Raw genomic sequence first — 18,320 nt, 5'->3', positions numbered from 1 at the left:
ACCGTTTCACCGAAGGTGAGTACCGAACTGCGGCACAACGCCGACGACACCCGCTTCGAGATCTACCTGGACGGAACCCTCGCGGGCTATGCCGACTACGCGGAGACCGAGTCGCCGAAGGTCCGCAACTTCCACCACACCATCACCTTCCCGGAATTCCGGGGCCGGGGTGTGGCGGGCCAGGTGGTCGGGTACGCGCTGGACGAGACCCGGGCCGCGGGCTTCGAGGTCGTGGCCACCTGCTGGTACGTCGACGATTACATCGGCGCCCATCCCGAGTACGCCGACCTGGTACACCGCTGAGCACGGATACCGCGCCGGCCGGACCGGGCGCGGTATCCGCCGATGATCAGCTCGCGGTCTCGTCCAGGATCCACTGACCGTAGGAGGGGTTCACCCCCGCCACCGGTACCGCGACGACCTGCGGAACCTCGTCGGGGTGCTCGGCATTGGCGCGTTCGACGATCGCGGGCACCAGCGAGGCCCGGGTGTGCAGCACGACAACGGCCTCGGCGGCGTCCTCCACCGTGCCCTCCCACCGGTAGATCGATCGCACATCGGGGAAAATGTTCCCGCACGCCGCCAACCGATCCGTGACCAGCCGGTGGGTGAACTCCGCCAGCCATTCTTCGTCGGGTCCGCTGATGGTCACGTCCACAAGATCGGTATCGCTCACGGCGTACATGATCCACGAGGACGGCGCGATCCACCGAAACGACCCGCAACCGGCCGGACCCGGGATCCGCGCCCCCGCTGCCCACCGGCCGTCGCCGCGCTCGGCCACCGCGGTGGTGGGCGGCGTTTTCGCTGCTCGTGACACCGGGACGAGCAGGTCGTGACGCGGTATCCGAAGTAGAATCCGGTGAGCGGGATCGGACCCGCCCGACAGTGTCCGGGAGGAGCGTCATGACCACCGAGACGGTAGCCCCCGCATGGATGCACGAGCAGATAACCTCCGAGGAGTACGACTCCTGGACCGAGGAGCAGTGTGCGGGGATCGAGATCGTGGACGGGATGGTCGCCGTGAGTCCGAGCGCGTCCAAGCGGAACAACCGCCTGGCCCGGATCTTGGCGAACGCACTGGACGCCGCGGCCGGGCCCGATTGGAACGCCGATACCGATTTCGATGTCCGGCTCCAGGACGTACCCCTCAACAATCGACGCCCTGATGTGGTGGTGTACCGCGCGGACACAATCGATATCACGCCGACCCGCCCCGAGCACGTGCTCCTGGTGGCCGAAGCCGTCTCGCCCGGCTCCGAGACCACCGACCGCATAGTGAAGGTGGAGCAGTACGCCCGGGCCGGTATCGCGTTCTACTGGCGGATCGAACAGGCCGCCACCGGAGTCCCGCTGATCTACACCTACATCCTCGATCCGGCGACCGGGTCCTATCGATCCGGCGAGATGTTCACCGGAGTCGTCGAAGCCGCCGCTCCGTTCCCCGTGAAGATCGATCTCGGCCGGATCTGACCGCGTCTCGGAGAATCAGAAGCCGAAGGCACGTCCCACGTGGTCTGCCGTTTCCTGCTCCGTCATCGATCCATCGACCTCGAGCACGGGCAACCCGAGCCGCGCCGCTTCCGCGCGCACATGGTCGGTGAACATTTCGTCGCGTCGCAGCAGATTGCGCTGCGCGCGGGCGGGGTCGCCGGTCCGGCGCGGGATCTCCCAGCCGCGGCCGGCGAAGACCTTGCGGCGGAACAGGGGTGACGGTAGCAGCCAGATCGCCCGGGCGGGTTCGGCCAGCAGCGGCGCGACCAGGTGGGGGAGTAAGCGGAACCCTTCGGCAACGGTGCGTTCGCGGATATCCAGCAGGTCGTCGACGATCGCAGCGAAACCTTCGCCTCGGAACCAGTGGAAGGTCTCGAACATCGTCCCCGGAGTCCGGTGCACCCAGCGCTCGTCCATGCTCATGGCCAGGAACTCCGCCAGATACGGCATGTCGCGGGGCGTGCCGCGCTTCGCGTGCTCGGCCATGGCGTCATCGGTCGAGTACACCCGCAGCCCGTGCCGAGCGGCGACAGCGGTCGCGACGGCCGACTTCCCGGCGCCGCTCCCCCCACCGATCCAATAGACGTGCCGCAGTCGCGACCGGAGCCCGGCCGCGTCGTCCAACTGTTTGCGCGCACCGGATGTCATTCGACCCATTGTGCGCCCATCCGGCAACACCAGAAATTGTCCCCCACCCCTGCTCTTCCGACGAACCGGTTCCACCGGGCCGCGCCCGGGCGGCGACGGGGACTGAGCGTCATACCACCGCGGAACCGGCGGCGAATTGTCCGGCATATTCGCCGGTGGGCGGTATCTCGGTGATGACATCGATCAGCACGCCGCTCGGATCCGCGACGATGAAATGCCGCTGCCCGAAATCCTCCGAGCGGATATCGAGTTCGGCCCGCAACCCGCCCCGCACGACCAGCCGATCCCATTCGGCGTCGACATCGTCGACCTCGAAGTTCAGCAGTAGGCCCTGAACCGGTTTGCGGTAGCCCGCGGGGACGGTCGGATGCGTGGGGTCCAGCAGGGCCAGCTCGTAGTGGCGGTCGCCCTCGGTCCGCCGCAGGCTGACGTACCAGTCCGCCGCGAAGGTGATCTCGAAGCCGAACCAGCGGGTGTAGAAATCGCGCGCCTGCGCGATCCGCGTGGTGCCGATGACCGGATAGAAGCTGCCGAGTGCCATACCTGTCTCTTTCGCGCCAGATTTCACATACCGATGGTATGCGAACTAGGCTAGGTCGCGTACCGTCGGTATGTCAATGGAAGGTTCGCGATGGCCGGATCGCTGCGCACCCAGCAGCGGGCACAGACCCGCGCCACCCTGCTGCACCACAGCCGGAAGCTCTTCGCCGCCAAGGGCTATGCCGCCGTCGGCCTTTCGGAGATCGTCACCGCGGCAGGCGTCACCAAGGGCGCGCTCTACCACAACTTCGACAGCAAACTCAGCCTGTTCCGCGCGGTCCTGGAAGATGTGCAAACCGAGGTCGGCGACCGCGTCGCCGCCGCCGCGGACACCGAATCGGACCCGTGGATCCAGCTCGTCACCGGCTGTGAAACCTTCCTGACCAGCTGCACCACCCCCGAAATCCAGCGCATCATGCTCATCGACGGTCCCGCGGTCCTGGGCTGGCCGGAATGGCGCGCCATGGACGAATCCGCCTCCGCGCGCCACCTCGAAGAAGCCCTCACCACACTCGTCGCCGCGGGCGTGCTCCCGCCTCAGCCCATACCGCCGCTCACCCACCTGCTGTCCGGCGCCATGAACGAAGCCGCCCTCTGGCTCGCCACCGCCCCCGGCCCCGACGCCTTGTCCGACACCCTGGCCTCGCTGCGCCGGATCCTCGAAGCCCTCCGCACCGTGCCGGCGGCCGAAGGCGGCTGAATACCGCGAACGGCGGTCTCGGTGTAGCGACCACAGCCGGGTTGGGTGGTGCTGTCATCGGTCCGCCGCCACGCCTCCGAGGGGAAACGCGATGACCGAAACGTCAGAGGGCCACGAGTCGATCAGCACACCCCGTTACCCGGTGCTCACAGCCGACAGCCGCGTATCCCACGGGACCGATCAGGCCTCCGGACGTCGCACCAGGGAGGTGTCCGCACCGACCTCGTGGCCGGCCCGGGTATGCGGGCCGAGTTCGGCGAGTTCATTGCCGGCCAGGTCGGTCAGGGTCGAGCGGACCTCACCGGCAGTGAACGCGTTCCGCTCGCCCCACTGCCGCAGGGCCACGATGGTCGTGAACAGATCCTTGCCCGCGGCGGTCAATTCGTAGCTGTGCCGCTTCCCGCCGGGAGCTGTACTGGTGGTCAGAATTCCGTTGTCGACGAGTCGGCGGAGCCGGTCGGCCAAGATATTGCGGGCGATGCCGAGCCGTTGCCGGAAGTCGGTGAACGACGCCGCGCCGTCCATGGCGTCTCGGACAATGAGCAGACTCCATCGATCGCCGACGAGGTCGACCGTTCGGGCCACCGGACAGGTGGGGTCGGTCCATTCGCGGTCGGCGCCGAGGTCCATCCATCCACCTCATCTCTTCGGTTGCGTTTCGAAACCATTTTGCCATACCGTCTAATGGTTGCATATTGCTACCAATTGGGAGTTGGGTATGGAGATCGCCAAGTCACAACGGCTGATCCTGGCCACGGTGTGCGCCGTGGCAGTGGCCACGATCTACGCGATCCAGCCGGTTCTCGAAAAGGCCGGCGCCGAGCTGGGACTCGCACCGGAGTCACTGGGCCGCCTGGTCGCGGCCGGGCAGATCGGCTATTTCGCGGGCCTGGTCCTGCTGGTGCCACTCGGCGACGTCCTGGACCGGCGGCGGCTCATCATCGGCCACCTGCTGCTCACCGGCGCCGGGGCCGCGACCGCGGCGATCGCACCGAACGGGGTCGTCGCCGCCGCGGGCCTGGCCATCGCGGGTCTGTTCGCGGTCGTCGTCCAGATCACTGTCGCCTACGTCGCGGCGATCTCCGCGCCACACGAGCGGGGACGCAATATCGGCGCGGTCACGTCGGGAGTGGTGATCGGCATCCTCGGGATCCGGGTCCTGGCCGGCTTCCTGGGCGACACCGCCGGCTGGCGCACCGTCTACATCCTGCTCGCCGTGGCCTGCGCCGCACTCGCGGTGACGGTCCGCACGAGACTCCGGCCCGACCCCCGAATTTCGCACGGCCGTTATCCGCGGGCACCGAGAGCCGGGGGGCGATCGGTCACGAAGAACCGGCTACTCCTCGGCCGGGGCGTGATAGCCTTCTTCGCCTTCGCCTCGTTCGGCACTCTCTGGAGCGGCCTGGCGCTGCCGCTGGGCGCGCAGCCCTGGATGTTCGGCACCACCGAAATCGGACTCTTCGGCCTGGCCGGGCTCGCCGGAGCCCTCGGCGCCGCCCGGGCCGGCCGCTGGGCCGATTCCGGTCACGCACAGCCGATCAGCGGCTGGTCACTCCTACTTCTGGCCGCGTCCTGGCTCCTGATCGCCCGGACCGAACCGGCCTTGTGGCCGCTCGTACTCGGAATCGTCGCGCTCGACTTCGCCGTCCAGGCTGTACATGTCAGCAGCCAGCACCTGCTGACCACCGCGTATCCGGACCGCACCGGCAGCGTCATCGGCGCCTATATGGCGTTCTACTCCCTGGGCTCGGCCCTCGGCGCGCTCACGACGACCTGGACCTACACGACATGGGGATGGTGGGCGTCCTGCCTTATCGGCGCGCTCTACGCGCTGGCCGGGTTCGTCGCCTGGGGCATCACCCGGTCGGCGCCGGCTGCCCGCCAAATGATTCGAACGCCCCCGGAGCACTCGCCGGTTCATTTCGAAGAGCTCGATGATCGACCCGGCGGGGACGGGAATCGGTGGAGTCGCAGGCGAAGATTCATGCAACGAAAGGTTGCGCATCGGAGGAGTCCGATCTAAGGTCATTGGCAACCAATGGTTGCATGTCGGAGGTGGACGATGGAATTCGGAAAACTGGAGCGCGAGATCCGTATCGACGCGACGCCGGAGGTCGTGTTCGAAGTGGTGAGCCGGCCCGAACATATGAAGATGTGGTGGCCCGAGGAGGCTGCGTTCGAGTCCGAACCGGGCGCGGTCGGCGAACTGGTCTTCGGGGAGCACGCGACCGAAACCATCAAGGTGGTCGAGGTCGATCCGCCCCGCAAGTTCGTTTTCCGCTGGATCGCTCCTGACGGCGAGCTGCCCGAGGCGGGCAATTCGCTTCTGGTCACCTTCGAACTCGAACCCGTCGGTGACGGCACCGTCCTGCACCTCACCGAGAGTGGCTGGCGGGAGAAGGGCTGGGAGGCAGCGGTGCTCGAAGAAGCCTTCCACGATCACGAGCACGGCTGGGATATGTATCTGCCCCGACTGCAGAAGTACGCCGTGTCCGTGGTGCCGCGATGACCGTCGCCGTCGACGACGAGCTGTGGTCCGCGATCGGCGACCCCATCAGACGCCGCCTGCTCGACCTGCTGCTCGCGGCCGGGAGCGGGACACCGACCGGCCTCAGCGATCAGCTTCCGATATCGCGTCAGGCGGTCGCCAAGCACCTGGCCGTCCTGGACCGCGCCGGCCTTGTCCACGCGACACCTTCGGGCCGCGAGCGACGCTACGAAGTCGACGAGGCGCAGCTCGCCCGCGCGGTCCGGCAGCTGCGTGAAGTCGGCCGGACCTGGGATCTGCGCCTGAACCGGATCAAGCGCATCGCCGAAGAGATCCAGCGCCGGCACAACGACTGACCGGGCAGGTTGCCGGTCGAGATAACCGGCAACCTGCCCGGCCGATGCCGGCGCGCCGCCTGCATCCCTACACGTAAAGGACACCCATGAGTGGGCTACTGCTCGCGAACAAGAACGCCGTGATCTATGGCGGCGGTGGCGCGCTCGGCGGCGCTGTCGCACGAGTATTCGCCAGGGAAGGCGCACGGGTCTTCCTCGCCGGCCGTACGCAGGCGAAGCTCGACGCCGTGGCCCGCGATATCGCCGACGCAGGCGGAACGGCCGACACCGCGCAGGTCGACGTTTTCGATCAGCGGGCGGTCGAAGAGCACGCCGCTGGTATCGCGGAGGCGGCCGGCAGCATAGATATCGCCCTCAATGCCGTGAGTGTCATGCACGATCAGGGCACCGAGCTGGCGGACCTTTCGCTGGAAGAGTTCATGCGCCCCATCGATGGTTTCCTGCGGACCCTGTTCGTCACGAGCAAAGCGGTGACACCGCATATGGGTCGCGAGCGGCCGGGCGTGATCCTGATCTTGTCCGAACCGGGCGCCAAATCAGCCGTGGGCGGGATCCTGGGGCATGCCGTCAGCGCGGCCGGTAAAGAGGCCTTCTCGCGGGTACTGGCCGCGGAGCTGGCGCCCGCCGACATCCGGGTGGTCGGCATCCGTCCACACGCGGTCGTCGACGCGCCGGCTGCCGGCTCCTACACCCGGGACCTCTTCGCGCGCACCGCGGCAGCGGCCGGACAGTCGGTCGGAGAACTGCTCGACGGCGGCGCGATGGCGCAGGGCACACTGCTCCAGCGGCTGCCCACGCTCGCCGAGGTCGCGGAAACGGCCGCCTTCCTGGCCTCGGATCGCGCCGGCTCCATGACCGGAACCCTCGCCAATCTCACCGCCGGCGCCCTGGTGGACTGAGATGGCATCCCTCGAACAGGCCGCCAAGGCCGAGCTGCTGCGTTCCCTGCATATCCCGGGCACACCACTGGTCCTGCCGAACGCCTGGGACGTGGGCAGCGCCCGCGCCGTGGTCGACGCGGGCTTTCCGGTGGTCGCGACCGCGAGCAATGCGATCTCCACCGTCCTCGGCTACAACGACGGTGAGGGCGCTCCCGGCGCCGAGATGATGTTCGTCGCCCGGCGCATCGCCACCTCGGTCGACGTGCCGGTCACCGTCGACGCCGAAGCCGGCTACGGGAACGCCCCGGAGGATCTGGTCGAATTGCTCTGCGCCACAGGAGCTGTCGGATGCAATATCGAGGACAGTGATCACATCGGCGGCGGGCTGCTCGATGTCGATACCCGCGCCGCCTATATAGCGCGAATGCGCGCGGCCGCCGAGCGCATCGGAGTTCCGCTGGTTGTCAATGCCAGGGTCGACTCGTTCCTCGCCACTTCGCAGGTGGCCGATGACCGAAAACGTGCCGACGCGATCGCCAGGGCTACGGCGTACCTGTCGGCCGGCGCCGATTGCGTGTTTCCCATCGGCGCGGATCCAGAAGATCTCCGGGCTGTCGTCGGTCAGGTGCAGGGCCCCGTCAATGCCGGACTGCCGCTGCGCGGCGGCTCCCTGGAAGAGCTCCGGGCCCTCGGTATCGCACGGGTTTCGATGGGGCCCCAGCTGTACCGCAGCGCACTCGCCCACCTGCACGCCGAGCTCGGGACGCTCGCGGACGCACACAGGTAAACGATTCCCTACTCCGAGGCGGTGACCCGGGTTGTCCGACCTACCCAGGTGGCGGGAACCGTTGGTCACGTTTCCCCGGCCGCGTGCCTACCGGCGCGGCCGGAGCGCGCGGCGGTCATCTCGGCGGCATGATCCACGGCCCAATCGGCCAGCGCCGAAAGCGGCACCAGCAGCGTTTCACCGAGCGGGGTGATGCCGTATTCCACGGCCGGTGGGACCGTCGGGTACACCACGCGATCGATGAGCCCGTCGTCCTCGAGCGCGCGCAGGGTCCGGGTCAGCATGCGCTGACTGATGCCCTCGATCGAGCGGTGCAGTTCGTTGTAGCGGTAGCGGCGTGCGGCCAGCAGCGCGATCACCAGCAGAGTCCATTTGTCGCCGATACGACTCATCAGCCCCGATACCGGGCAGAGCTCGTGCTCCGCGAGCGGCACCGGCGTGGGGAGTGCGGCGGCGGCGATGGAGGGCACATCCGTGTGCGTACCGGACATAGAACTGCCTTCTTTCGCTTCCGGTGGCCGCTGCCGAGGATGAGTACAGCAGTCGGGTCCACGGAGGTGTGATGTCCAGAACCATTCTTATCAGCGGCGGCACGGACGGCATGGGCCGCGCGATCGCCCTCGAACGCCTGGCCCGCGGTGACCGGGTCGTGGCGATCGGCAGCAACCCGGCCAAAAGCGAACAGCTCGCGGCCGCGGCCGGGGCGGACGCGGACCGCCTGCACTTCCTCCGCGCCGACCTGAGTTCGGTCACGGAGGTGGAACGGGTGGTCGGCGAGATCGGCGCGATCTACGACACCCTGGACGCGCTTCTGCTCTTCGCGAACCGCACCTCGCGCACCCGCGTCCAGACCGCCGAGGGTTTCGAGCACACCTTCGCGCTGTACTACCTCAGCCGGTATCTGCTCTCGCACCGGCTGGTTCCGCTGCTGGCACGCGCCGCCCGCCCGGTAATCGTCAATATCGCCGGTGTCGGTGTGCAGAAGGGTGCGGTCCAGTGGGACGATCCCCACCTCACCCGCGGCTACAGCGTGGTCGGCGCCCAATTACAGGCCGGGCGGGCCAACGACCTGCTCGGTGTGTCGTTCGCCGAGGAGCACGGCGACAAGATCAAAGTCGTGCTCTACCACCCGGGCTTCACCAAGAGCGGCGATCTCTCCCCGCTCGGTTTCCTCACCAGAACCGCGATCCGTTCCCTGGCCGCGGTCGCCGCACGCCCCGTGCGCGAATCGGTGCGCCCGCTCCACGATTTCATCGACAACCCGCCCACGGAACCGCTCACCGCCGTGGACCGCGGCCGTACCCTGGACCTCTCCCTGCCCTCACTCGATCCCGGCAATGCCCGCCGCCTGGCACGGCTCACCGCGGACCTCCTGGCCGAGCGAACCTGAACGGGGGCCGACACCCGATGCTTGCAGGATGTTGGGGAGCGTAGCGAGCGGAGCGCTCCGGCTCGCCGAACCTCCCCGCTCAGCGCTGCCTTTTCCGGTTTCCTACAGGCTTCTCGACCAGCGCATTGTATGCAAGATGATCTCCTATCAGTAAACCGGACCGGCGATCTCCTCCATCAGCATGCGGAGCGTAAGTGAGTGCTTCTCCGGCGGCAAAGCATCGAGCGCCGTCTTCGCATAGCTGATGCCCCCCACGTGGTCGCCCGCACGAGCCAGCATCAGCCCCCGATGCATCTCGAGATGGGTGGCGAATCTGGGAAGGGACGGAGGTAGCAGCCGACGCGCTTCGTCCTGGGCCGCTACCGCGTCCGATTCGTCACCCAGGCGGGCTCGGAGCAACGAGCGGAACACTCCGAGCCGCCAATACGGAACCGCGTAGTCGGAAGCCTCATCGTCTCCCGAACCGGCCCGGTCGAAGACGCGGCGGCCTTCGGTGTCGAGGGCTCGCGCCGTATCGGTGTCACCGGCGATCGCCGCAGCATGCGCCTTGCCGTAGATCGCATTCAACCGACCCAGTGACGGCCTGTCATCGATGGCCAGCGCCTGATCGGCGAACATTGTCGCGATCGGCAACGATGCGCCCTCATACCCGAGGGCGATAGCGGCGCGGCCACGCACCCACACCCGGGTACCAGCGTCCCCGGATCGATCTGCCGACTCAGCTGCCATCCGGTACCAAGCCACTGCCCTGTTACCGTCCGATCCTGGAAAGGTTTTGGCGTACAGGGTCATCAGCCGGGACACGTGCGCCCACATCTGCGGGGTATCGCACTGCTGCTGGATGACCGCGAGATCGATGGCCAACCGCTTCTGGATCTCCGCGGCGCCGAGAGTCATGTAGTCGGCACCATAAGTGGTCAACGTGTCTGCCCACGCCTCTACCGATGGGCCAGCGCCTCTGAGGCGCGCGGAGAATCCCTCTGCCAGCAGATCGGATGCGACGCCCGGTGCGACCGCGGTCGCGGCAACAGTGGATAGAAACCGTCTGCGATTCACGGCGGACTCCATAACTGCCAGCGGCACGTCGAGAACAGCGGCCAGGTGCCGCAACCAGAACGGGGACGGAACCCACCTGCAGGACTCCCAACGCCGCGAGATGTATTCGCGACTGATCGACGTACCCGAATGCTCGGTCAGTTCGTCGGCAAGACGCCCTTGAGACCACCCGCGAGCCTGGCGCAGGTCGCGGATGAGCTTGCCCATGTGCATATCGCCATGATGCCCGCATAATCCCGGTTTCGGGTGCGTGCCACTGGAGATGCCACTACGGAACCACTAGGTATGCCACTGGTTGGAATCACCACACCACAGAAACATTGACAGCGGAAGCGGGGAGAGGCCGCTACCGCTCAAGGGGCCGCCCGGCCGTCCACGGTCGGCCGGGTGGAGCCCTCCAATGATTCAGGGGAGATGGGGCTACGGCGCGGGCTGTCTGCGATGGGCCGCGCTGTCGTCGCATTGTGGCCGACAGACTGTCGATTTCGACCTCGACCGAAGCCGGTTGACATCCCCGCAATTCGCGAGGAGACCGATGCACTCTCAGCACAGCACATTGCCGACCCGCACCATCTCGAACCTAGCCATCGCCGCAACGCTGCGACTTTGGCACGAGATCGGGTGCACCGACCCGATAACACTCCAGCGCGTCGCTTCAGGTTTACGCGAACTACCCGACCTGAATCCACCAACCGATACCCCGTCCGCGCCTGCCGGCATCTCCGCACGCCATAGCCGACCGGAACCGCCGGATCACCTAGAACCCTCGATCGACGGATGACCCCGCATGAGGAACCGATACCGCGACCGGACCACCATAAGTGTCACTGCGGAATCGAACCCTGGATTCACACCGGAATGCTCGTACCCAAAACTTCCCCGGGTCTCTACTACTGTCCGGAGAAGCTGTATTGCCTACACGGCTCCCGCCTCGAAAACGGCCGGATCATGGAGCATTGGCGAAACGTTCCCGGCGAATGCCCTTGGGTGAGTGAAAGTCATCGACCGATCAGCGTGCGAGTGCGGGCGCGGACCGTGGACAACTCTTCGGCAACTACGCATCTTCATCCGCAAGCATCTCGTCGGACCCGTCATTTCCATCAGATGCCCGGGACTGTGTCCGGGCACTCTGGTATCGGTCGAAGACGAGCGAGTAGTTGATCATTTGCGCGACTACCGAACGCTATGTCCCTGGTCGGCCGCGCGAATCATCTCCGTTGGCACTCCCCCACCGTTGTTCTCACCATCGCGCTGAGTCACACGCCGTGCGCGGGGCTCAGCCGGCCCCTTCTTGCGGTCGTCGAGCCGGGACCAAAGGCCCCCGCCCGACGACCGGATCAGCCTTCACGCAGGGCGCGGGACACCAGTGCCGGCGCCATGCTGTAGAGACCTAGCACCGACCGGCCGCGAATGGTCGGGTAGGTCTCACAGCCGTTGTGTTGTCACATACCGGTGCCCGCGCCTTGTGTCAGTATTCGAGGTCGGTCCAATCGATAGTGATCGGGAACGGGAACGGGATCCGCACCCCGTGCTCGTCGGCAGGCGTCCATTCGCCTGCCATGAGGTAGTTGGCCGGGTGGAGCGGACGAACCCCCGGCGGAAGTTGAGCGTGGCCTGTTTCCAGGGCATAGGCTCGCACCACAGCGATCGCGCTGGTGTCGCGCGCCAGGCTCACCTCCCAATACCAGGGGATTCCGGCGCCCGCGTAGCGGCTCTTCTTCGCTTCCATGTCCGACTGCGTATTCGAGGGGGAGAGCACCTCGCCGACGAGCAGTGTGTCGGCGGCCCTGACATCCTCGTATGGGGATTCCAGGCAGCGGTGAACCAGGAAATCCGGGGTGAGGAAATCGGACTTACCATCGGCGCCGAGAAAGACATTGGTCTCCACATTGACCCGCCAGCAGTTCTGCGGATTCTCCGAGATGAATTTGCGCGCGCAGTTCTCGATGGCGTTACGCATGCGGACAGTGAACATCTGGTGTTCGGCGGGTCCGCGACGCACCCACACCACGCGACCGTTCCAGAGTTCGATCTGCTGGGCGATATCCTCCGGCAGTCGCTCGAGCTCCTCCCAGGTCATGAACTCGGGAAGGTCGGGCTCCTCGATCCGCGGGGTGGGCATGCGGCCATGATATGCGGTATCGGCGCGGCCCAGGGACGGTCCGCGGCGTCCGCCAGCACAGGAAAAGGCCTCCCGGTCCGCGCGCAGCGGACACCGCACGCACGAATCCGGGAGGCTCGAACAATTCCGCCAGCTACCGCCGCGAGACGCCTCAGCCCTTGAGCAGGGCGCGGGACATGACCACCCGCTGGATCTGGTTGGTGCCCTCGTAGATCTGGGTGATCTTGGCGTCGCGCATCATTCGTTCCACCGGGAAATCGGTGGTGTAGCCGGCGCCACCGAACAGCTGAACGGCGTTCGTGGTCACCTCCATCGCCACATCGGAGGCGAAGCATTTGGCGGCGGCGGAGATGAAGCCGAGGTTCGGCTCGCCGCGCTCGGCGCGGGCGGCGGAGGTGTAGACCATCAGCCGGGCGGCTTCGATCTTCATCGCCATATCGGCCAGCATGAACTGGGTGTTCTGGAAGTCGGCGATGGACTTGCCGAACTGCTTGCGGTCCTTGGTGTAGGCCAGCGCGGCGTCCAGGGCGCCCTGGGCCAGGCCGACGGCCTGTGCGCCGATGGTGGGGCGGGTGTGGTCGAGGGTCTGCAGGGCGGTTTTGAAGCCGGTGCCGGGTTCGCCGATGATGCGGTCGCCGGGGACCTTGCAGTTCTCGAAGTACAGTTCGGCGGTCGGGGAACCCTTGATGCCGAGCTTGTGCTCGAGCGGGCCCACCACGAAGCCTTCGTCGTCCTTGTGTACGAGGAACGCGGAGATACCGTTGGCGCCCTTGTCGGGGTCGGTGACGGCCATGACGGTGTACCAGGAGGATTTGCCGCCGTTGGTGATCCAGCACTTGGATCCGTTGAGGATCCAGTCGTCGCCCTCCTGGCGGGCACGGGTGCGCATACTGCCCGCGTCCGAGCCGGCTTCCCGCTCCGACAGCGCGTAGGAGGCCATTTCGCCGGCGACGATATCGGCGAGCACCTTCTGCTTGAGTTCCTCGGAGCCGTTGAGGATCATGCCCATGGTGCCGAGCTTGTTCACGGCGGGGATCAGCGAGGAGGAACCGCAGACGCGGGCGACCTCTTCGATGACGATGCAGGTGGCCACGGAGTCGGCTCCTTGGCCGCCGTAGACCTCGGGGACGTGGACGGCGTTGAAGCCGGCGGCGTTGAGCGCGGAGAGGGCTTCCTCGGGGAACCGGGCGTGCTCGTCGACGTCCTTGGCGTACGGGGCGATCTCCTTCTCGCACAGGGCACGGATGGCCGAACGCAGCTCATCGTGGAAATCCGCCAGCTTGAACAGATCGAAATCCGGGTTTCCCGCCATTGGGTTCACTCCTGTTGCGTACGGGGCGGTGCCAATAATCGGCACTCAGTGTCAAGTCCTCGGCCCAGTATACCGCGTGCTCCCCTGGGTTAACGCGCCACGTTCTGGCACTGGGTGTCAGTCGGTGGGCGCTTCTGCCAAACTACCCAGCCGCTGCCGCAGCAGTTCGGCGACATGCCGGACGGGCAGGTCCCGGCGGAACACGGCGAGCACCAGATCGTCCTCACCGCCCGGGCGCCGGCCACCCCTGGGGATCTCGCTGAGCGCGGTCCGCAGATCCCCCGGTCCCGCGGCCGATTCGCCGCGGATCATCCGGCGAAGCAGGTAGTTGTGGGTGGCGGTCACCGCGGCCGCGAATTGGACGCGCGCGAGGTCGGGAGAATCGGGCAACCGCTCACGCAGGTAATCGGTGAACAGGCGCTCGTACCGGAAGACGGTCACGATCTCCCGGTCGCGCAGCGCCGGAACCCGGCGCACCACGCGGTACCGCCGCTGGGCGATATCGCGCCAGCGGGTGAACCGTTCGAAAACCCCGACCGCCGCCTCGCAGACCGCGTCCCACGGGTCGAGCTGCGTCTGCTGCAGGTATTCCTGCGCGGCGGCCAGCTGCGCCTCGTGATCGGCGAAGATCACATCTTCCTTGGACCGGAACTGCCGGAAGAACGTGCGCCGCGATATCCCGGCGGCCTCGGCGATCTCGTCAACCGAGGTCGCCTCGTAACCCTGATCCGCGAACAAGCGCAACGCCTCGTCCACGACACCGAGCCGGAAACGGACGAGCTCGGCGCCGCCGACTCGGCGGGCGGTTTCCTCGTTGTCCATGGCGCCACCGTAGCGAGCGGCGCGGCGGTGCCCTCAGAGCCGTCCGTCGAGCGCGATATGGAGGTCGGCCCCGCTGAACAGCAGGTCGGCCTCGCGACGCGGCCGCGATTCACCGTCGACGGGCCGGGCGTGCGGTGCGCGGAGGTACAGCTGGTGCAGAAAGACCTCTACCGCGAGTGTCGCGAGCTGCTTTCCGGGACAGATATGCGCACCGAACCCGAAGGTCAACGGTAGTTTCCCGCCCCGCCGCAGACTGTGTCCGTCCGGGAAAGCCGCCGGATCGCGGTTGGCCGCCGCGAACATGACCAGCACCGGCCCCGCGGGCAACTCGGTCCCGCCGCCGAGCACCACCGGACGTTCGATACGCCGCTTCCAGGCCACCAGCCCGGGGTCGAGCTGGAGCACCTTGGCCGCGACGTCGCCCGCGGTCCGTGGTTCGGCCAGCAGCCCCCACCATTCCCGATCCGGGTCGTGCAGCAGTCGCTGGAGTCCCTGCTGAATGCTGCCGCTCACCGTGTGCACCCCGGCCGCCAGCGAATTGGCCACCGCCGAAACCGCCACCCGCCGCGGGATCCCCGCATCGCGCAAGCGGGTCGCGAAACCGGCCGTACCGTTGCGCAGGCCGTGATCGAGGGCGCGACCGCTCACGGTGAACAACTGCCCCAGCGCCGCCACCGCGCCGGCCAGTTCCCGGCCACGCATCGTTCGGCCCAGCAGCCCCGACTGGGCGCCACTCCACACCGCGACCCGCGGCCAGATCTCGGGCGGCAGACCCACCGCGGAACCGGTCACCCTGGTGGCGTAGGCGATGGACAGCGCGGTCACGTCGAGCGTCGGCCCGGAGGGTGCGGTCGCGGCGAGGGCAGCCTCGAAATGCCCGGTCAGCGCCGCGAGGTGCTGCGGCCTGTCCGCGGCCCGGATCGTGAAATGACCGGCCGGACCGGCCATGGTGTTCCACACCCGGTCGTGCAGGGGCTCGTCGGCCAGATCGGCGGTCGCCTTCGCGGGTAACGGAATCAGATGCCGGAACAGATGCGGTAGCGCTCGCGGAGTAGCGGCGATGCGCGGATAGCCGACCAACGGTTCCAGCGAGTTCGCCCGGGAGATCTCCGGTTTCGCGGCAGCGAGGACCTCGCGGACATCGTCGTACTTCCAGATCATCCGCAGACCCGACCGATGCGCATAGGAGCGCTGCGGCCAGTCGTGCAACCGGCGGTAGCGCTCGTCGCGCTCGGTGAAGAACATCTCGTTCGCGGTCACCTCGGCAAATGGGAACTCTGCCATGAGAACCGCCTGACTGTCGACGCTGTACACCGTCAGGCATCGTAGGCCGAGCAACCGTCCGGCGCTTCCCGGGAACGGTGAGACCGCGGTCGTCCCCGGGAAGCTCGATCAGCCCAGCAGCCGCGCGCGCAGCGCCTCGTCCTTCTCCAGCACCATCGTCTCCAGACCGGCCTGGAACTGTTCCATCCGGCCCCGCAGCGCGGCATCGTGGGCACCGAGAATCCGGGCGGCCAGCAGGCCGGCGTTGCGGGCGCCGCCGATCGACACGGTGGCCACCGGCACCCCGGCGGGCATCTGCACGATCGAGAGCAGCGAATCCATCCCGTCGAGGTACTTCAGCGGGACCGGCACACCGATCACCGGCAGCGGGGTCGCCGAGGCGACCATGCCCGGCAGGTGCGCGGCACCGCCGGCGCCCGCGATGAGCACCCGCAGACCCCGGCCGGCGGCCGCGCGGGCGTAATCGAGCATGCGCTGCGGGGTCCGGTGCGCGGACACCACACCCACCTCGAACCGGATGCCGAACTCGGCCAGCGCCTCGGCGGCGGCCTCCATCGTGGGCCAGTCGGAATCGCTGCCCATGATCAACCCGACCGCCGGGGAGCCCGGAACACTGCCTTCCACCACGTCACTCATGCGGGTCCCATCCATCGGTCCATACCGCGTGCGACATCCAGTGCGCCGCGCGCTCGGCTCGTTCCCGTACCACCGCGACCTCGTCGCCGAGCACGTTCACATGCCCGATCTTGCGATCCGGGCGTTCACCCTTTCCGTACAGGTGCACCTTGGCGTCCGGCATCCGGGCGAACAGGTGGTGCAGGCGTTCGTCCATGGACATGGCCGGCGCCTCGGGCGCCCCGAGAATATTCGCCATCACCGTCACCGGCGCGAGCGGGCGGGTGTCGCCGAGCGGATAGTCGAGCACCGCGCGCAGATGCTGTTCGAACTGGCCGGTGCGGGCGCCGTCCATCCCCCAGTGCCCGGAGTTGTGCGGGCGCATGGCCAGCTCGTTGATCAGCAGTTTTCCGTCGGTGGTCTCGAAGAGTTCGACCGCCATCGCGCCGACCACCCCGAGATCGGCGGCCAGCCGCAGCGCCAGTTCCTCGGCCTCGGCGGCCAGCTCCTCGTCGAGATCGGGCGCCGGGGCGATCACCACCGCGCACTGTCCGCGGCGCTGCACGGTCTCCACCACCGGCCAGGTCGCGGCCTGACCGTACGGCGAGCGCGCCACCATGGCCGACAGCTCGCGTTTCAACGGGACCCGCACCTCGGCCAGCAGCTGCACTCCGGCGCCGAGCTGTTCGGCGGTGATCTTCGCCGCCGAGTCGGCGTCCTCGGGCATCCACACACCGCGCCCGTCGTAACCGCCGCGGATCGCCTTGAGCACGATCGGCCAGCCGTGCTCCTCGCCGAACCCCACCGCCGCGGCCTCGGACTCGACCACGGTGAACGCGGGGACGGGCAACCCGCGCGCGGACAGTTCCGTGCGCATGGCCAGCTTGTCCTGGGCGAAGCGCAGCGCCTGCGGCGGCGGGAGCACGTTCACCCCCTCCGCGACCAGGGCCTCGAGGTGTTCGGTGGGCACATGCTCGTGATCGAAGGTGAGCGCGTGCGCGCCGGTCGCTGCCCGGCGCAACGCGCCGAGGTCGGAATGGCTACCGAGCACCACATCGGGGCTCACCTGGGCCGCCGGGTCGTCCGGCCGTTCGGCGAGCACCCGGAGCCGCTGCCCCAGCTCGATGGCCGCCTGATGCGTCATCCGCGCCAGCTGGCCGCCACCGATCATGGCGACGGTCGGCATCGCGGCAGGGTCGAAACTACGTGCGTTCACGTCGGTCAATACTGTCACGTCCTGCGCGAACGGCAGCTGGCGGTATGCTCCGGACTTGTGTCATTCGTCGACGACGTGGTCAGCGTCCTGCCGCAATCTCTTCAGGAGATCGCCTACCGCCAGCGCGAGCTCATCAAGTTCGCCATTGTCGGGGCGACCACGTTCGTTATCGACAGCGGCATCTTCTACGTCCTGAAGTGGACGGTTCTGGAGGAGAAGCCGGTCACCGCGAAGATCATCTCGGGTGTTATCGCGGTCATCGCCTCCTACATCCTGAACCGGGAATGGTCGTTCAAGAACCGCGGCGGCCGGGAACGCCATCACGAGGCCTTGTTGTTCTTCGTGGTCAGCGGAGTCGGCGTGGTGCTGAGCATGGCGCCGCTGTACCTTTCCCGCTACGCCTTCCAGCTGCACCAGCCCACGGTCAGCTTCATGGTGGAGAACATCGCCGACTTCATCAGCGCCTACATCATCGGCAACCTGCTGCAGATGGCGTTCCGATACTGGGCGATGCGGCGCTGGGTCTTCCCCGACGAGGTGGACCAGATGCTCGAACAGCTCGAGGAGTACGTGGAAGAGGAGCACGACCGCCGCACCCTCGGACGCTGA

General features: G+C 67.4%; 22 protein-coding genes. 10 read left to right on the top strand and 12 right to left on the bottom strand.

The features are described 5' to 3' along the window. Positions 1-15: 15 nt before the first annotated feature. Positions 16-303 carry a GNAT family N-acetyltransferase gene (locus ON38_RS05055; protein ID WP_030522463.1) on the top strand — a complete coding sequence of 96 codons (288 nt, stop codon included), beginning with the start codon at positions 16-18 and terminating at the stop codon, positions 301-303. A gap of 46 nt (positions 304-349) precedes the next feature. On the opposite strand, the gene cutA is transcribed toward ON38_RS05055, so the two are convergent. Then, complete coding sequence (gene cutA, locus ON38_RS05050) at positions 350-676, bottom strand: divalent-cation tolerance protein CutA (RefSeq protein WP_245563916.1); 327 nt, start codon at positions 674-676, stop codon at positions 350-352. A gap of 230 nt (positions 677-906) precedes the next feature. On the opposite strand from cutA, the gene ON38_RS05045 reads away from it, so the two are divergent. After that, positions 907-1,473, top strand: a complete 567-nt coding sequence (locus ON38_RS05045) for a Uma2 family endonuclease (RefSeq protein WP_039822750.1) — start codon at positions 907-909, stop codon at positions 1,471-1,473. Between the two features lie 15 nt (positions 1,474-1,488). On the opposite strand, the gene ON38_RS05040 is transcribed toward ON38_RS05045, so the two are convergent. Beyond that, positions 1,489-2,142, bottom strand: a complete 654-nt coding sequence (locus ON38_RS05040; protein WP_051164391.1) for a hypothetical protein — start codon at positions 2,140-2,142, stop codon at positions 1,489-1,491. A 109-nt stretch (positions 2,143-2,251) separates the two neighbouring features. Then, positions 2,252-2,683 (bottom strand): VOC family protein, encoded by a 432-nt coding sequence (locus tag ON38_RS05035; protein ID WP_039822749.1) that lies wholly within the window; start codon positions 2,681-2,683, stop codon positions 2,252-2,254. Positions 2,684-2,773: 90 nt separating this feature from the next. Here ON38_RS05035 and ON38_RS05030 point away from each other — a divergent pair, with 90 nt between their 5' ends. Then, entirely contained in the window at positions 2,774-3,382 is a 609-nt protein-coding gene (locus tag ON38_RS05030; protein WP_039822747.1) for a TetR/AcrR family transcriptional regulator, read from the top strand. 180 nt (positions 3,383-3,562) lie between these two features. Here ON38_RS05030 and ON38_RS05025 read toward each other — a convergent pair whose 3' ends face one another. Then, positions 3,563-4,012, bottom strand: a complete 450-nt coding sequence (locus ON38_RS05025) for a winged helix-turn-helix transcriptional regulator (protein WP_039822746.1) — start codon at positions 4,010-4,012, stop codon at positions 3,563-3,565. A 58-nt stretch (positions 4,013-4,070) separates the two neighbouring features. Between ON38_RS05025 and ON38_RS05020 the strand changes: the two genes are divergently transcribed. The 5 genes from ON38_RS05020 to ON38_RS05000 all read left to right on the top strand — a co-directional run bounded on the left by ON38_RS05020 (position 4,071) and on the right by ON38_RS05000 (position 7,894). Continuing rightward, positions 4,071-5,405: an MFS transporter gene (locus tag ON38_RS05020; RefSeq protein ID WP_245563915.1), complete on the top strand. Its 1,335-nt coding sequence runs from the start codon at positions 4,071-4,073 to the stop codon at positions 5,403-5,405. A gap of 39 nt (positions 5,406-5,444) precedes the next feature. Next, complete coding sequence (locus ON38_RS05015; RefSeq protein WP_039822745.1) at positions 5,445-5,891, top strand: SRPBCC domain-containing protein; 447 nt, start codon at positions 5,445-5,447, stop codon at positions 5,889-5,891. Then, positions 5,888-6,226 (top strand): ArsR/SmtB family transcription factor, encoded by a 339-nt coding sequence (locus ON38_RS05010; protein WP_039822743.1) that lies wholly within the window; start codon positions 5,888-5,890, stop codon positions 6,224-6,226. Before ON38_RS05015 ends, ON38_RS05010 begins: the two co-directional genes overlap by 4 nt. An 86-nt stretch (positions 6,227-6,312) precedes the next feature. Further along, positions 6,313-7,125, top strand: coding sequence for an SDR family NAD(P)-dependent oxidoreductase (locus tag ON38_RS05005; RefSeq protein WP_039822741.1), 813 nt, complete (start codon positions 6,313-6,315; stop codon positions 7,123-7,125). A 1-nt stretch (position 7,126) separates the two neighbouring features. After that, positions 7,127-7,894, top strand: a complete 768-nt coding sequence (locus ON38_RS05000) for an isocitrate lyase/PEP mutase family protein (protein ID WP_051164390.1) — start codon at positions 7,127-7,129, stop codon at positions 7,892-7,894. Between the two features lie 65 nt (positions 7,895-7,959). Here the strand turns inward: ON38_RS05000 and ON38_RS04995 are convergent, their stop codons facing one another. Beyond that, entirely contained in the window at positions 7,960-8,385 is a 426-nt protein-coding gene (locus ON38_RS04995; protein ID WP_039822736.1) for a winged helix-turn-helix transcriptional regulator, read from the bottom strand. 71 nt (positions 8,386-8,456) lie between these two features. Between ON38_RS04995 and ON38_RS04990 the strand changes: the two genes are divergently transcribed. Beyond that, complete coding sequence (locus tag ON38_RS04990; protein WP_039822784.1) at positions 8,457-9,284, top strand: SDR family NAD(P)-dependent oxidoreductase; 828 nt, start codon at positions 8,457-8,459, stop codon at positions 9,282-9,284. Positions 9,285-9,431: 147 nt separating this feature from the next. Here ON38_RS04990 and ON38_RS04985 read toward each other — a convergent pair whose 3' ends face one another. The 7 genes from ON38_RS04985 to ON38_RS04955 form a co-directional block, all read right to left on the bottom strand. Next, positions 9,432-10,553 carry a helix-turn-helix domain-containing protein gene (locus ON38_RS04985; RefSeq protein ID WP_039822735.1) on the bottom strand — a complete coding sequence of 374 codons (1,122 nt, stop codon included), beginning with the start codon at positions 10,551-10,553 and terminating at the stop codon, positions 9,432-9,434. A 1,255-nt stretch (positions 10,554-11,808) separates the two neighbouring features. Next, positions 11,809-12,462 (bottom strand): Uma2 family endonuclease, encoded by a 654-nt coding sequence (locus tag ON38_RS04980; protein ID WP_039822734.1) that lies wholly within the window; start codon positions 12,460-12,462, stop codon positions 11,809-11,811. A gap of 151 nt (positions 12,463-12,613) precedes the next feature. Continuing rightward, entirely contained in the window at positions 12,614-13,774 is a 1,161-nt protein-coding gene (locus tag ON38_RS04975) for an acyl-CoA dehydrogenase (protein WP_039822733.1), read from the bottom strand. Positions 13,775-13,891: 117 nt separating this feature from the next. Next, positions 13,892-14,596, bottom strand: coding sequence for a TetR family transcriptional regulator (locus ON38_RS04970; protein ID WP_039822731.1), 705 nt, complete (start codon positions 14,594-14,596; stop codon positions 13,892-13,894). Between the two features lie 33 nt (positions 14,597-14,629). Further along, the gene (locus ON38_RS04965) at positions 14,630-15,880 is read right to left on the bottom strand and encodes a cytochrome P450 family protein (RefSeq protein WP_039822729.1); all 1,251 of its coding nucleotides are present in this window, start codon (positions 15,878-15,880) and stop codon (positions 14,630-14,632) included. 108 nt (positions 15,881-15,988) lie between these two features. Beyond that, the gene (purE, locus tag ON38_RS04960; protein WP_085995345.1) at positions 15,989-16,516 is read right to left on the bottom strand and encodes a 5-(carboxyamino)imidazole ribonucleotide mutase; all 528 of its coding nucleotides are present in this window, start codon (positions 16,514-16,516) and stop codon (positions 15,989-15,991) included. Continuing rightward, positions 16,509-17,681, bottom strand: a complete 1,173-nt coding sequence (locus ON38_RS04955) for a 5-(carboxyamino)imidazole ribonucleotide synthase (RefSeq protein ID WP_083872269.1) — start codon at positions 17,679-17,681, stop codon at positions 16,509-16,511. Before ON38_RS04955 ends, purE begins: the two co-directional genes overlap by 8 nt. Positions 17,682-17,768: 87 nt before the next feature. On the opposite strand from ON38_RS04955, the gene ON38_RS04950 reads away from it, so the two are divergent. Next, on the top strand, positions 17,769-18,320 hold the full coding sequence (locus ON38_RS04950; protein ID WP_039822725.1) for a GtrA family protein: 552 nt from the start codon (positions 17,769-17,771) through the stop codon (positions 18,318-18,320).

It is taken from the genome of Nocardia testacea NBRC 100365, from assembly GCF_000308775.1.
Taxonomy (GTDB): Bacteria; Actinomycetota; Actinomycetes; order Mycobacteriales; family Mycobacteriaceae; genus Nocardia; species Nocardia testacea.
The sequence above is the reverse complement of the archived record's forward strand: the minus strand, read 5'-3'. Positions and strand labels throughout refer to the sequence as shown.